The organism is Micromonospora sp. KC606 (assembly GCF_004348675.1).
GTDB lineage: Bacteria > Actinomycetota > Actinomycetes > Mycobacteriales > Micromonosporaceae > Micromonospora.
Map to the genome: position 1 here is coordinate 16,259 of NZ_SMKN01000016.1, position 14,054 is coordinate 30,312.

A 14,054-nucleotide genomic window follows, 5' to 3' on the forward strand; every position below is an offset into this window, starting at 1 on the left:
ACCCCGCTTTGGACCGATGCCCTGCCCCGCCCGCCGTTCGCAGGATGAACCCCATGCAAACACCACTCGTACTGCACGCCGAGCGGCTGACCAAACGGTACGGCCGCAGAACCGCACTGGTCGACTGCGACCTGCGAATCCCACGCGGGCATGTCGTCGGGCTGGTCGGCCCGAACGGCGCCGGCAAGTCCACGCTCCTGCAACTGGCCTGCGGCCTGATCCGGCCCACCTCGGGTACGTTGTCCGTCCTCGACTCCACACCGGCAGCCGGCGCGGCACACCTGGCCAGGGTCGGCTTCGTCGCCCAGGACACCCCGGTGTACGCCTCGTTCAGCGTCGCCGACCACCTGAGGATGGGCGCCTGGCTGAACCCGTCCTGGGATTCGAAGCTGGCCAAGCGGCGGATCGCGGAGGTCGGCCTGGACCCCGCGCAGAAGGCGGGTCGGCTGTCCGGCGGCCAGCGCGCGCAGCTCGCGATGGCCGTCGCCGCCGCGAAGCGACCCGAGCTGCTCATCTTCGACGAACCCGCCGCCGCGCTGGACCCCCTGGCGCGCAGGGGCTTCATGCACAGTCTCGTGGAGTTCGTCGGTGAGTTGGGGGCCAGTGCCGTGCTCTCCTCACACCTGTTGAGCGACGTCGAGCAGGTCTGCGACTACCTCGTCGTACTCTGCGGCTCGCGCATCCAGATCGCCGGCCCGGTACCGGATCTGCTCGCCTCGCACCGCCGGATCGCCCGCGATCCCGCCACGATGGCCGGGTTCGAGGTCATCTGGGCAGAGCGCGGCCGCGCCCTGGTTCGGGGAGACGCAACGGTACGGGCGGCGAGGGACGCCGAGCCGGTCACGCTGGAGGAGCTTGTCCTCGCCTACATGTCGCGGGCCACCGGAACGGGCGCCGCGCCCGGTGCGAGTGCGGCGGTGACGCGATGATCAGGATGAGCTTGCGGCAGTTCCGCATTCAGGCACTCGTCGGCGCGATCCTGCTGGTCCTGGCCGCCAGCTATCTGATTCATCTCGGCGGGGACATCCGTGCCGTGCGCGACACAGCCCAGCTCCAGACGCAGTACGGGCAGACGATGCTGTTCCTCGCCGCCGGTTTCGGTCTGGTACCCGCTCTCATCGGCGCGTTCTGGGGCGCGCCGCTCATCGCCCGGGAACTGGAGACCGGCACCCATCGACTGGCCTGGAACCAGAGCGTGACCCGCCGCCGCTGGCTCGCGGTCAAGCTGGCTGTGCTCGGTCTCGCCAGCATGGCCGTCGCCGGCACCCTCAGCGCGCTGTTGAGCTGGGCGGCGGGCCCCGCCGACCAGGTGAGCGGCGACCGGTTCAGCGGGCTCCTGTTCGGCGCGCGCGCTGTCGCGCCCATCGGGTACGCCGCCTTCGGCTTCACCTTCGGCGCCGTCGCCGGGCTACTGGCACGCCGCACCCTGCCGGCGATGGCGCTGGTTTTCCTGGCCGTGATCGCGGTGCAGATCGCCGTTCCGAACCTGCTACGACCGCACTACCTGCCCGCCGAGCGGGTCACCGTACCGATGAGCGTCGACACCATCAACCAGGCCCGGACGCTGGGCAGCATCACCGGCGGGCCGGTCATCGGAGGGATAGAGATACCAGACGCCTGGGTCACAGAAACCAGCAGCCTCCGGACACCCGACGGCCGGCAGCTCTCCGACACTGCTTTCAACCAGTGCCTCGACAACGCCCCGAGGACCGGCGCCACCGGCAGGTTCGGTGACGCCGCGGCATGCCTCGGCAAACTCGACCTCCACGTCGACCTGGCCTACCAGCCCAACCAACGCTTCTGGCCGTTCCAATGGATCGAACTGACGCTGTATCTCGGCCTCAGCGCACTGCTCGCGGCGGTCGGCATGTGGCGCATCCAGCGCCGGGTCAGCTAGTGCCGCGTCTTTGACCGTTGATCGGGTTATCCGTCAGTTCTGAGGACTCGTCCGGCAGGCTGTCTGCCGACGGTTGGTGTGCGGTGGCCCAAGTCGGCTCGATGGTGGGGAGGTGGTGCCCGGTGGGCAGACGCCCGAAGGTGTTCGTCCGGCAGGTGTCGATGGCCGAGGGCCAGCGGTTGCAGAAGATCACCCAGCAGAGCCAGATCCTCCCTCCGGGCGCCGGCCACAATCGACTCGATCTGCGGCATATCGCGGTAGCCCAAGCCCGCCGACACCCCAACACGCCGTAAACGACGCGGATCAGGCTGGACTGGGGACCGAGGCTGGGCAGGTGGCACCGCGACAGACCTCTACAACATCATCGTCGCCGGATGACACCGACGTCGCCTACCGGCAACGCTTTCACCGAGTGCCGAGGCATCCTTCAGTCCACAAGCCCAGGATCGAAATCTTGGAGCCCGGCAGAGCGCCGTTGCGCGAGAACATAGGTAATGAAGCTTTCCGGAGCGGTCATTTCACTGGCACGAACATCGGCAATCTGGGCGCGCCACCACGTGGGCCAGTCAGCGTGCGGAGGAGAGGGCCGGCGGCGGCGCTTCTCGGCCCTGATGGCCCGGTCAAAGGTGCGAAGCCTGCGGTCGTGATCCTTTTCCTCCGGCGACCGTGGCCCGTGCGCCACCGAGAACGCGGCCGCCAGTCCGCTGAAGTGAACCACGACGCCTGCCAGCGCCGCGAGCAGACCCCAGAGCGCTGTCCACCATGCACCCCTGAACAGTGCGAGTATGGAGACAACGGGTCCGCCAATGCAGACCAGCAGACCAGCAACAAGCATCGTGGCAGCGACAAGTCTCCTCATCATCGCAAGACCGTAGGCGCGGTGAGGCAAGTGAGTCGAGGTGAGTCATCGACGAGCCGGACGACGGCGGCCTGGGTGGGGCTGCCGGTGGTGGATCATCCCCAGGTACAGCAACCGCACGGTCATACCGGAGACCATCAGCCCGAGCGGAGAAATCCCAGCTGACAGCCTGAGCGACAGGTTTCGGCGCGGTAAGGGCATCCGTTGCAGCGAGCTTGTCGCCGGGTGTCTGCCGCTTCATCGGCTTGCCCGCGCCCCGCCCGTCGCGGTCATGGACGCACCCATGGTCGTGTCCTTGCGGTTGAGCAGGAACGTGGTCGGCGGGAACAGCCCGGCGGCGGTGCGCTCTCCCCGGGCTGTGGTGGGGTCGCCGCTGCGCAGGATGGTCGTCGTCCAGCCGCTCTGGTGCCAGGAGTTGTCCGCGTCGTCGACGGCGGCGCCGAGCTGGACGTCGCGGGCGTTGGCCAGGGCGAGGTTGCGCCTCAACCGCGAGGAGGAGTACCGGAACGCGAACCCCGTGCCGCCGTTGCGGTAGGCCGTGTTGTTGGTCAGCGTGAGCCGGCCCCGGTTACCGGCGTCCGTGAAGCCGTACCCGGCGTTGTCCCAGGACGCGTTGTCGGTGACGACGTGGTCCACGGCCGGCGCGGGGGAGCCGCCGCCGAGCTTCACCCCGTTGCCGGGGCCGTTGAAATCACTGATCTGCCACCGGTTGTGGCCGTTGCCGTAGGCCCAGTTACTGGTGACGGTCACCGGGTCGATGAAGCTGGTCAGATCCAGGCCGTCGCCGGAGTTCTCGGCGAAGCGGCAGCCCCGGACCAGGTTTCCCGCGCCGGAACCGCTCTTGATGGACAGGCCGTCGGCGTCGCCCCCGCGGTCGACCGTGTCGTGGTTGCGGGAGAAGTCGCTGTCGAGGATCTGGTTGCCGACGGTCCCGGTGCCGTGCAGTACCAGCCCGGTGTTGCCGTTGTTGTGCACCCACAACCGCCGGAAGACGTTCTGCCGGCAGGACCGGCACATGTACGCGTAGCTCGGCGCATTCTTGATCTCCAGGCCCTGCACGGTCCAGAACGACGCGGTGTGCGTGATCAGCCGGCCTCCGGCGGGCAGTCCCGCCGCATCGATCACGGGACGCTCACCCACCAGATTGCTCACCGTGATCCGCTGCTGCTCGGTGCCACTGGTGGTGATTGCCACCGGCTTTACCGGCCGATAGGTGCCGCCACGCAGCGCGATGACCTGCCCCGGACGCACCACCGACACCGCTTTGCCCAGGGTCGCGAACGGCTGCGCCGCGGTGCCGGGGCCGGCGTCGTCGCCGTCGGGCGCGACGTAGAAGTCGGCGCGGGTGACACCCACGGCGGTGCCGGCCACCGCGCCCAATGCCGGGGGCGCAGCCGGCCGGGCGCTCACCGAAGGCCCTGGTGTGGTGCCAGCTGGCGTTTGCCCCGCCGGCGTCTGCCCCGCCGGCGGCAGCGCGACCAGACCGGCCGGTGGTGCCGGGACCGGGTCGGCCACCTCCGTGACCATGTGGACGGCCAGGACCGCGGCCGCAGTGGCTCCGGCCAGGCCCGCGCCGGCCAGACCCGCGCTCTTGACGTTGACATACCCAAGCGTCCGCCGGATGGAGTCCGCGACCGCCGCGATGGTCGCCGAACCCAGCCCGCCGCCCGCCGCCGTGGCTGCCAGTGACGAGACCTGGCCCGCCAGCGCCGCCGGCACCGGCAGCAGCCACGGCGCGGCCAGCGCTTCCGCGGCGGGAGCCCGGTGGCGCCCGGCCAGCGTGCACTGCCCGCAGTCGCGCACATGACGGCCCAGCCGCTTGAGCCAGCGAGGCTCGGCGCTGCGGTCCCACGACAGCGCCGCGTCACCGAGCGCGGAGCAGCGCGGCGAGGCCTGCCAGGCGCGCACCACGGCCAGCGCCAGATCCAACCGGGCACGCATGCGCTGTACGCGTACCGCGGTGTGCGCGGGGCTGAGCGCCAGCGCCGAGGCGACCTCCGCTCGGGTGAGCGACCCCGCGACCTCCTGCGACCACAGGGCCAACAGCTGCCGGTCCGCCGGGGTGAGGAAGCCACTGGCCTGGGCGATCGTGTGCAGCTCGCGGGCCAGGTCGATGCGTTCCTCGGTGGGGAGCGTGAAGTCGGCACCGGGATCGGGCAGGCTCGCCCCGTCCACACCGATGTCCACGTCGTACGCGACCCTGGTGGCCCGACGGGCCAGCCGTCGCGACCGCTCCTGGATCTGGCGCACCGCGATGGCCACCAGCCAGGACTTGAACCCCTCCGGATCGCGCAGCCCGCGCAGGTGCCGCACGGCCCGCAGCATGGTCTCCTGCACGACGTCGTCGACGTCGGGGTCGGTGCCGAGGGCGCGGCGCACCACCCCGTAGATCAGCGGCAGGTGCTCGGCGAGCAGCGACTCCAGGGCCTGCCGGTCGCCGGAGCGGGCGGCCGCCACCTGCGCTGGGTCCGCCGCACGGTGCATGGCGGTTCATCTCCTCGGTACGGGAACACCGGTGGCACACGGTCCGGTGGTGGCCATCCGCCCGACGCGGTGGCATCCGTGATCGTTCCATGTGAAGCCTGACGAGGCACAACCTCCCGATGGGCCGGTGCCCCGTGCCGGTCGGTGCCCGCAAGTCGCGAGGGCTTTTTCGTTATGCGGCCGCCGGTTCGGCCGTCTCCTTTTCGAGGGGGAACTGGGGGGACCGTCCGCCCACCGCACGGCTGTGGGCCGGCGGGGGGCGGACGGGCACCCCGCCCGGCCTGGAAACGAGAGCCCGAGGAAGGCATGACAGGACAGACGCGAGGCCGCTCGGCCGTGCTGGTCACTGCGGCCGTGGCCGCTGTGGCGCTCGGTGCCGGGATGCTCACCGCGGTGGCGGCACGGGGCGGGACCGGTTGTGAGGCGAGCGCGGCGCGGTCGGCGTTCACGCTCGACGGCACGACCTGCAGGGGTGCCGCGGCGTCGACGCCGAGCGAAACTTCGGCCACGGATCTCGACGCCGCGACCCCGCTCAGGTCGCCTACCGGGGGCGCGAGCGTGTCACCAAGCCCGAGCCCGAGCCCGATCCTGAGCCCGAGCGGAACGCCGGGCGCGAGCACCTCGCCCTCGCGGCCCAGCCCGTCGCGCAGCGCCGGCACCCCGACCGTCGCGGCGGACGGCACCGGCCGCTACCGCACGGTGCAGGCGGCCGTCGACGCGGTCCCGGCCGGCAACAGCAGGCGCGTCGTCATCACCATCAAACCGGGCACCTATCGGGAGATCGTGACCGTGCCGGCGAACAAGCCCCACGTGACCCTGCAGGGCCTCGGTGCCTCCCGGGCCAAGGTGCTGATCGTCAACAACCACTACGCCGGAATGTCCGGCACGTCCGGCAGCGCCACCGTCTTCGTCTACGGGCACGACTTCGTGGCCCGGAACCTGACCTTCTCCAACGACTACGACGAGAACAGCGCCGACGGCGACCAGGCGCTCGCGCTGCACCTCAACGCCGACCGGACGGTGCTCGACAACGTCGCGCTGCTCGGTGACCAGGACACGCTCCTGGTCAACGAGGCCGCCCGGGCATACATCGTCAACTCCTACATCGAGGGCACCGTCGACTTCATCTTCGGCGCCGGCGTGGCGGTGTTCAACGACTGCACCATCCACGAGAAGCGCGCCGTCGGCGGCCCGATCACGGCCGCGAGCACGCCGGCGACCCGCGCCTACGGCTTTCTGATCTACCGATCCAGGATCACCGGCGACAACAGCGGCAGGACCCAGCTCGGGCGGCCGTGGCGGGCCGACGCCCAGGTTCTCTACCGCGAGTCCAACTTCACCGCGACGCTCGCCACAGGGCAACCCTGGATAGACATGTCCAGCAGCTCCTGGCAGAAGGCCCGATTCCTGGAGTACCGCAACACCGGCCCCGGCGCGACGGTCAACGGCAACCGCCCGCAGCTCAGCGACGCCCAAGCCGGGAACTACACGCCGCAGAAGTACCTCGCCGGATCTGACGGGTGGAACCCGCTGTGACGCCCGAAGGCCGCTCGAAGGAGAACAACAACATGAAACACCGGCGTCGCCCGCGACGGCTCCGCCCGCTCGGCCTGGCCGCAGCGATCATCCTGGTGATCACCACCCCGCTCGGCGTGGTGGCCGCGGTGTCGGTGCAGGCCGCCGTCGGCTGCCAGGTCACCTACCGGGTGACGTCGCAGTGGGCGGGCGGCTTCTCGGCGAGCATCGGCATCCGCAACCTCGGCGATGCGATCCGCGGATGGAAGCTGGGCTGGACATTCACGGCCGGACAGGCGGTGACGCAGGCCTGGGGGTTCACCGCGAACCCGACCTCGGGCAGTGTGGTCGCCGCCGACGCCGGCAACAACGCGGCCATCGCCACGGACGGTGTCGTGGACGTCGGGTTCAACGGGTCGTGGGACAACATGTCCAATCCGGTGCCGTCGGCCTTCACGCTCAACGGCACGGCCTGCACCGACGCCACGACGCCCAGCCCGAGCAGCACGGGCGGCACAGCCCCGTCGAGTTCGCCTTCGGCGGGCGCGAGCAGGTCGCCGCGCCCGAGCACGTCGCCGAGCCCGAGCAGCACGCCGGGCGTCAGCACCGCGCCGGGCGCGAGCGCACCGTCGGGGCCCGGCGGCCGCACCTGGTCGAACAAGGCCGACGGGTTCGCCTCGCTCAACGCCAACGGCGTCAACGGTACGACCGGCGGCGCGGCCGGCCCCACGGTCACCGTCACCACCTACGCCGATCTGCTCCGGTACGCCACCGCGAGCACGCCGTACGTGATCCGGATCAACGCGAAGATCACCGTGCCGACCTACGGCTACGAGATCCGCGTGACCTCGAACAAAACCCTGATCGGCGTAGGGCGCAACGGGGCGATCCTGCACGGCGGCATCTTCCTGGGCGCCGGCGTACGCAATGTGATCATCCGCAACCTGACCATCGGCGAGACCGACGTGGCCTCCGATGACCCCGACGACAAGGACTTCGACTACGACGGCATCCAGATGGACACCGCCGACCACATCTGGATCGACCACAACCTGATCACGAAGGTCAACGACGGCGCGATCGACAGCCGCAGGGACACGAGCTACCTGACCGTGTCGTGGAACGTGCTGCCGGGGCACAACAAGGCGTTCGGCATCGGCTGGACGGAGAACGTCACCGCGCGCATGACGATCCACCACAACTGGATCAAGGACACCAACCAGCGCAACCCGAGCACCGACAACGTGGCCTACGCCCACCTCTACAACAACTACCTGCAGAACGTCGCCTCGTACGGAAACTACGCCCGCGGCGGCACGAAGATGGTGTTGGAGAACAGCTACTTCGAGAACGTGAAGAACCCGTACTACCCGGACGCGACCGCGCAGCTGCGACAGAGCGGCAGCATCACCGTCAACTGCACGGGCCGCAAGGAGACCAGCGGCTCGGCCTTCACGCCGAGCAGCTTCTACAAGTACACGCTGGACCCCGCGTCCAAAGTGCCGGCACTGGTCCGCCAGTATGCCGGACCGCAGGCCAACATCGGCCAGTGAGGTCTCGCCGTTCGTGGCGTCGGCCATCACCCGACCCTTCGACTGGAACCAGTGCCTGCTCGCCGTCGTGCTCGTCGACGACGCGACGAAGCGGACGATGGCCGCCGCACTCGGCGCGTTCCAGGGCAGTGGTGGACCGATCTGGTGCTGCTCTGCGCTGGCTCGTTGCTCATCCTCACGCCTACGCTCATCGTGTTCCCGATCTTCCAGCAACAGTGATCAAGGCTCTGCTCCAAGGCTCCGTGAAGGGATAGCGGATTGATCGACACCCAGATCCGCGGTGACGTCGACGAGGGCTTCGGCCGGGTCGCCGACGTGTTCCGTGACAACTTCACCCACCGACGGGAGGTGGGCGCCGCAGTCGCCGTCTACCTGCGGGGCAGTAAGGTCGTCGACCTGCACGGAGGGCTGGCCGATTCCCGGTCGGGACGCCCGTGGACCGCGGACACCCCCGCCGTCGTTTTCTCCTGCACCAAGGGGATCATGGCGATCTGCGCGTACCTGCTGGTCCAGCAGGGTCGGCTCGACCTCGACGCGCCAGTCACCCGCTACTGGCCCGAGTTCGGCCAGAACGGCAAGGCGGAGATCCCGGTACGCTGGCTGCTCACCCACCAATCCGGCCTGCCGGCGCTGGACGAGCCCTTCACCCGCGAGGAAGTGCTCGCCTGGGACCCGGTGATCAGAGCGATCGAGGCCCAGGCTCCACTGTGGCAACCGGGTACCGCGCACAGCTACCACGCAATCACCTACGGCTGGCTGATCGGCGAGGTGATCCGGCGGATCACCGGCGAGATGCCCGGCGCCTACTTCTCCCGAACCCTCGGCGAGCCGCTCGGCCTGCGTACCTGGATTGGACTGCCGGCCGCCGAACGCGACGCGGTCGCCTGGATGCTGGCACCGCTCGGTGACCCTGGCCCGGCCGACGACCCGGTCGCCGAGCGCGGCATCACCATGGGCGGCGCCTTCGCCTTTCCCGCCGACGAAGACGGCCTCGTCAGCTTCAACGATCCGGCGATACAGGCCGCCCAGATCCCGGGCGCGGGCGCGGTCAGCACGGCCGAGAGCATGGCCCGCCTCTACGCCGCCTGCGTATCCGAGGTCGACGGTGCGCGGCTGCTCACTCCTGGGTCCGTCGACGACGCCGTGACGGTTCGCGCCAGCGGGCAGCAGGTGTACGGGCACCCCGATGCGGGACACCGCTGGGGTACCGGCTTCCTGGTGCATTCGGCGCCACGCCCGATGCTCGGCGAACGCAGCTTCGGCCACGACGGCGCGGGCGGGCACCTTGCCTTCGGCGACGACACCCACCAGGTCGGCTTCGGCTACGTCGTCAACCAGATGGGCGGCGTCGACGACGAGCGGGCCGAACTGCTCTGCACGGCGGTACGCGACTGCCTGGCGGGATAGGCGGTCACGGCTCGCGGCGACTCCGGGCCCTTTCACAGCGGAAGGGCCCGGGTAGCCGCAGTGCGCGCGGACGTGGCGGTCGAGGCCGGCGGGGGGTAAGGCGTGCTGCCTCAGGATTCGCGTTCCTCGACCCGGGTCCACCCGGTTCAGCCACGCTCGGCGATCAGCTCCGCGGGGCGCGACAGCGGGGAGGGCAGCATCGGCGAGCGCGTCCATCAGGCTGATGAACGCCGGGTCCGGCATGACCTCGTCCTGCATGTCCAGCTCTCCGCTGGCCGCCGCCTGCTCACGGCCGTTGAACGAGTCTCGGAACGGTACAGGGTTCTCGGGTGGCGTCAGCGCGGTGACAGTAATCCGGTCACGCTGAAAAACCTCTCGACCAGGCCTGGGCGGATGCTGCGTGCGTTGCTCGCCGGATCGGGATCTGCACCCCGACCTGCCTCCACGCCACGCCACGCCACGTCGCCTCGCGTCGCGTCGCCTCGCGTCGCCTCGCGTCGCCTCGCGTCGATGATCGGAGACAATCTCACCGTGCGGAACGACCTCGACCAGATCGAAGCGGCGTTCGTCGGCACGCCACTGGCCGGCCTGTCGATCGGGCACGGCCCGTCGGGCACTGTCCTCGTCGCCGACATCGACCCCCATCGCCTGCACGAGGCCAGGCGGATTGCCGACGCGCTGGTGCCGGTCATCGGACGCCGGCCTGTCATGGTCACCGACGATTTCGACGACACGCTGAGGATCCGGTCCGAGCCCGGGCCGGGTCCGTCGGAGTCGGAGCGCGCGCGTTCGCCGAGGCGGCCGAGCCTTCCGAACCCTGGCTGGCCTACCGTCACCACAGCGAGGTCGACGAGGACGACGAGGGCGAGGTCGAGTACCACGCGCGTGGCATGACCGACGTCGACCTGACGACCCTGGTGGCGGATGTGGCGCTGCCGACTCCGCGACAGACGCTGGAGCGGGCGCTGTACGACCGGCTACTCGCCGACGCCGACCTGCACGCCCGGGTGCTGGGCAGCGTGCGGTTCGTGACGCAGACCGACCACTGGTACACACCAGACAGCGTCCTGCTCATGTTGCTGCCCACCAGCGACGTCCGGCGCTCGGGGTACCGGCTCGGTACAGGGGTGACGGGCTGATACCAGGACCCTCAGCGAACAGCCTCGAACTTGGTCGTCCATGTGGTGTGGAACGTCATGTTCTGGCAACGGATGTCGGTGTCGGGCTTGAGCTTCACAGCGTCGGTCAGCTTGAACGGGAAGTTCGCCTCACTCACGGCGAGCGTCGGAAAAATAGAGTCGGCGCCGAGCGTGGACAGCTCGATCTGGCCGTGGCAGTAGACCTTGTCGGCGCTGTCGACAACGGTGTCGACAACAACCTCGCCGGGGGTTACAGATATCAGTTTGGCTTTCACGTTCGCATTCGGGTTCGTGAGGGTGAGGGTGACGTGCGCGCTCTCGCCGGGCAGCAGCGTGCCGGTCTGCGCGCCGGTGACAGTAACGGCCGAGAAGGACTCGGCCGAACCCGCAACCGGATCCGTGGTGCTTTCCTGGACGAACGCGGCGATCGCGAATCCGCCGACGCCCAACACCGCGCCGACCGCGGCCGTGGCCAGGGCCGCTTTGATCATCGGGGTAAAACGCATGACATTCTCCTGGATCGAGTCGGAATCACGCGGGGAGCCCCCGCGAGGTGAGTTAAGGCGTGCCGGTTGGGCAAGTCCAGCGCGATGGTTCGTGAGCGGCCCGTTGTCAACAACGAGTCGTCGGATCCAATCCGTTCGGGCTCGACAGCATGACTGCCGAAGGGCTGGTCGCGACAGGCGTGACGGGCTTGGTGGTGGACCGGCGCGGTGGTGACCGGCGCGGTGGTGACCGGCTGGGGCGCGGCCGACGTAGCCGCGACGATCGGCCCGTGCGGTGCCGGAGCCGGGTCATCGGCCAGAGTTTCGGCCGGTCCTGCGGTGGCGGCTGCCATGGAGGGTCCGGGTGGCCGTGGACGATCCGGTGGCGGGCGCCGCGAGTGCCCCCCTGGCCGGGCGCGCCGCCTACCGGCGCGGTCACCGCCACGGTCAGAGCGGACCCGACGGCTGACCCGCGGGTGGCCAGTCCCGAGTTGCCGAGTTGGGCCGCGACCACCAGCTTCACGACCGTGACGTGCCGGGCGGTGCGTGGGCCGACGATGCTCTGGGCATGCGCCGTCCGAGGGTCCCTGCCGTTGCAGAACCCGGCATCGTGGCTCACATTGCCTCCTGACCGGGTGGCAATCTATTCCCGGCACCGGGTGTATCCGGACGCCGTCCTTCCCGGAGACGCCGCGATCTCAAACTTCGCAGATGACGTAAATATCACCATGAGGAGTGGCAGCCGACGACCGATGGCTCCACCTGCGGATGGCCGCCGGGAACCTGCGCCGGCTGGTCACCCTCGGCCTCACCCGCCAGGACAGAACCTGGCTCCTGGCGGGTGACAGTGCGGGCCCAGACCGTTGAACAGGCGGATCATCCCCGGGCACAGCAGCCGTACGACCATTCGGGAGATCATCAGCCCGAGCCAAGAATTCCCAGGCCACAGCCTGCGCGGCAGGTTCTGGCCCGGTACAAGGTTCACGGTTCCGGCCGGCTGCCCACGGGCGCCGACGACCCCGAATGGTGCCGGAACGGGCGTCGACCGAGCCGCATCAACCCGGCGGGACCGAGCCCCGGACCTGACAGACCTGCCTGTCCGGCGCGAGTGGACAGACGCCCACCCGACCTAGAATTCTGCCGATAGATGCGGGCACCACCCGAATCGACATTTTGGGGAGAGTGACATGACGACGTTCCTGTGGGCGTGTTACGACGGTGGCGGCAGCATACCCCTGGCGCGACCACGGAAAAGCCCTGCACTCCTCCTCGACGGCTCAGCGGATATTCAGCGAAAATTCTCTTGGTAGAATGAGCCGGAGCCTGAGTTCGGATCCGCCGAACAGAATCCTGCAGCCTGGATCGCCAGTCGTGTCATCAGCGGGCGCAGGATCTGCGAAGCTCGGCCGGCCGCGCAAATATTCGTCCGCCTGCATGTTCGCGGTGCTGACAATCGACTCGTTGACGGCCGGTTCGTTCACACCGCTTTCTCTGCTATATCTTACGGAAAGCACCCATACGTCAGTCGCGCATATCGGGATACTGCTGACCATAGCAAATCTGATAGCGCTCCCCTTGCCGTTGTGGGTTGGCCGGATCGTGGACCGCTGGGGCGCCAAGCCCGTGGTCCTCGTAGCACAAGTGCTGCAGGCAGTGGGTTTCTTCGGGTACATGTTCGTGTCTGGTCCGACCTCCGTGCTCGCCGTCGCAACAATGGAGGCATTGGGACGTTTGGCCTTTTGGGCAGCGATCTATGCGCTGATCAGTAGCCTTACCGATGGCGACGCCGACCCTCGCGCCAGGGATCGGTGGTTCGGGATATCAGGAGCCCTGAGGGCAGCGGGCTACGGCCTCGGAGCCGCCCTTGCCGGATTCGCTCTCTCGGTCGATTCTCTGGCTCTCTACCGATGGCTCATCGCAATAAATGCGACCCTGTTGACTGTTGCTGCAATCCTTGTGCTGGCGGGAGTCCCCGGGTCCGGGGCCTCGCCCTCGAAACCGCTCGAAGGGCGCGGGTACCGCGTCCTGTTGCGAGACAGTCCCTTTCTCGCGCTGATCTCCCTCAACACGGTCTACGCACTGTGCAATATGCTCCTCAGCGTTGGCTTTCCCCTGTTCATAGCGAGCGCACTACCCAGCCTGATATGGGCCGTGGGCCCCCTGCTGGTGATGAACACCGTGGTGCAGGCGGTCCTCCAACCGGCCGTGGTCCGCTGGACGCGGAGCCTCCCTCGACAAGTCCCGCTTGGTATGGCAGGCGTGCTCTGGGCGTGTTGGGGTCTGGCAACACTCAGCGCGCGACACGTTCCGGAGGCTCTCGCCGCACCGGCGTGCATCGTCGCCGTCCTGTGCTATTCGGCCGCCCAGATGCTTCACGCACCAGCCTCCACCGCAATGGCCTCGGACGCTGCTCCGATCGATGTCCGAGGCCGTTACCTCGCGTCGTTCCAGTATTCGTTCTCGATCGCCGGCATGATCGCACCGTTGATGTTCACCAGTTTGTTGGCGGTGGGAGCCGACGTGCCGTGGGTGGTGATCTCCGCAGCAGCGATCGGTACCATCCCCCTCCTGATGGCGGTCGCGCCGCGTCTGCCCGCAGCGGCGCTCACGGGGAACCGCAATCCGACGCATAGAGCACCGTGAGCAAACACTGTAGGCTCGAGCGAGTGCTCCTTCATCCGAGGTGCAGGAGCACGAGGCCACACTGGCCACCGA

At 68.9% G+C, this 14,054-nt stretch carries 12 protein-coding genes and 1 pseudogene; 9 read left to right on the forward strand and 4 right to left on the reverse strand.

Annotated features, from left to right (window positions below):
• Positions 1-53 precede the first annotated feature (53 nt).
• The 3 genes from E1193_RS06405 to E1193_RS32435 all read left to right on the forward strand — a co-directional run bounded on the left by E1193_RS06405 (position 54) and on the right by E1193_RS32435 (position 2,190).
• Entirely contained in the window at positions 54-929 is an 876-nt protein-coding gene (locus tag E1193_RS06405) for an ABC transporter ATP-binding protein (RefSeq protein WP_132181185.1), read from the forward strand.
• Complete coding sequence (locus tag E1193_RS06410; RefSeq protein WP_132181187.1) at positions 926-1,897, forward strand: ABC transporter permease subunit; 972 nt, start codon at positions 926-928, stop codon at positions 1,895-1,897. The genes E1193_RS06405 and E1193_RS06410 overlap by 4 nt, the downstream gene beginning before the upstream one ends.
• Before the next feature lie 122 nt (positions 1,898-2,019).
• On the forward strand, positions 2,020-2,190 hold the full coding sequence (locus E1193_RS32435; protein ID WP_207922593.1) for a hypothetical protein: 171 nt from the start codon (positions 2,020-2,022) through the stop codon (positions 2,188-2,190).
• 134 nt (positions 2,191-2,324) lie between these two features.
• Here the strand turns inward: E1193_RS32435 and E1193_RS06420 are convergent, their stop codons facing one another.
• Both E1193_RS06420 and E1193_RS06425 read right to left on the reverse strand, forming a co-directional pair.
• On the reverse strand, positions 2,325-2,756 hold the full coding sequence (locus tag E1193_RS06420) for a hypothetical protein (protein WP_132181189.1): 432 nt from the start codon (positions 2,754-2,756) through the stop codon (positions 2,325-2,327).
• A gap of 237 nt (positions 2,757-2,993) precedes the next feature.
• Positions 2,994-5,240 carry a sigma-70 family RNA polymerase sigma factor gene (locus E1193_RS06425; protein ID WP_132181191.1) on the reverse strand — a complete coding sequence of 749 codons (2,247 nt, stop codon included), beginning with the start codon at positions 5,238-5,240 and terminating at the stop codon, positions 2,994-2,996.
• 558 nt (positions 5,241-5,798) lie between these two features.
• On the opposite strand from E1193_RS06425, the gene E1193_RS06430 reads away from it, so the two are divergent.
• The 3 genes from E1193_RS06430 (at position 5,799) to E1193_RS06445 (ending at position 9,715) form a co-directional block, all read left to right on the forward strand.
• A complete protein-coding gene (locus E1193_RS06430; RefSeq protein ID WP_132181193.1) occupies positions 5,799-6,776 on the forward strand; it encodes a pectinesterase family protein in 978 nt (325 codons plus the stop codon).
• Between the two features lie 32 nt (positions 6,777-6,808).
• Positions 6,809-8,308, forward strand: a complete 1,500-nt coding sequence (locus E1193_RS06435; RefSeq protein ID WP_132181195.1) for a cellulose binding domain-containing protein — start codon at positions 6,809-6,811, stop codon at positions 8,306-8,308.
• Positions 8,309-8,566: 258 nt separating this feature from the next.
• A complete protein-coding gene (locus tag E1193_RS06445) occupies positions 8,567-9,715 on the forward strand; it encodes a serine hydrolase domain-containing protein (protein ID WP_132181197.1) in 1,149 nt (382 codons plus the stop codon).
• 146 nt (positions 9,716-9,861) lie between these two features.
• Here the strand turns inward: E1193_RS06445 and E1193_RS32955 are convergent.
• A pseudogene (locus tag E1193_RS32955) lies at positions 9,862-10,003 on the reverse strand (MerR family transcriptional regulator); the annotation flags it as partial.
• A 243-nt stretch (positions 10,004-10,246) separates the two neighbouring features.
• On the opposite strand from E1193_RS32955, the gene E1193_RS06450 reads away from it, so the two are divergent.
• Together E1193_RS06450 and E1193_RS06455 are read left to right on the forward strand one after the other, a co-directional pair.
• The gene (locus E1193_RS06450; RefSeq protein WP_132181199.1) at positions 10,247-10,609 is read left to right on the forward strand and encodes a hypothetical protein; all 363 of its coding nucleotides are present in this window, start codon (positions 10,247-10,249) and stop codon (positions 10,607-10,609) included.
• Positions 10,606-10,854, forward strand: a complete 249-nt coding sequence (locus tag E1193_RS06455; RefSeq protein WP_132181201.1) for a hypothetical protein — start codon at positions 10,606-10,608, stop codon at positions 10,852-10,854. The genes E1193_RS06450 and E1193_RS06455 overlap by 4 nt, the downstream gene beginning before the upstream one ends.
• A gap of 11 nt (positions 10,855-10,865) precedes the next feature.
• Here E1193_RS06455 and E1193_RS06460 read toward each other — a convergent pair whose 3' ends face one another.
• Complete coding sequence (locus tag E1193_RS06460) at positions 10,866-11,360, reverse strand: hypothetical protein (RefSeq protein WP_132181203.1); 495 nt, start codon at positions 11,358-11,360, stop codon at positions 10,866-10,868.
• Between the two features lie 1,413 nt (positions 11,361-12,773).
• Between E1193_RS06460 and E1193_RS06465 the strand changes: the two genes are divergently transcribed.
• Complete coding sequence (locus E1193_RS06465) at positions 12,774-13,982, forward strand: MFS transporter (protein WP_165945658.1); 1,209 nt, start codon at positions 12,774-12,776, stop codon at positions 13,980-13,982.
• The last annotated feature ends 72 nt before the right edge of the window (positions 13,983-14,054 follow it).

Bases quoted from the DNA above. Each gene is read 5' to 3' on its own strand.
- E1193_RS06410 (WP_132181187.1), top strand. From the start codon at position 926: ATGATCAGGATGAGCTTGCGGCAGTTCCGCATTCAGGCACTCGTCGGC.
- E1193_RS06425 (WP_132181191.1), bottom strand. From the start codon at position 5,240: ATGCACCGTGCGGCGGACCCAGCGCAGGTGGCGGCCGCCCGCTCCGGC.
- E1193_RS06460 (WP_132181203.1), bottom strand. From the start codon at position 11,360: ATGCGTTTTACCCCGATGATCAAAGCGGCCCTGGCCACGGCCGCGGTC.
- E1193_RS06455 (WP_132181201.1), top strand. From the start codon at position 10,606: ATGACCGACGTCGACCTGACGACCCTGGTGGCGGATGTGGCGCTGCCG.
- E1193_RS06465 (WP_165945658.1), top strand. From the start codon at position 12,774: ATGTTCGCGGTGCTGACAATCGACTCGTTGACGGCCGGTTCGTTCACA.
- E1193_RS06420 (WP_132181189.1), bottom strand. From the start codon at position 2,756: ATGAGGAGACTTGTCGCTGCCACGATGCTTGTTGCTGGTCTGCTGGTC.
- E1193_RS06405 (WP_132181185.1), top strand. From the start codon at position 54: ATGCAAACACCACTCGTACTGCACGCCGAGCGGCTGACCAAACGGTAC.
- E1193_RS06435 (WP_132181195.1), top strand. From the start codon at position 6,809: ATGAAACACCGGCGTCGCCCGCGACGGCTCCGCCCGCTCGGCCTGGCC.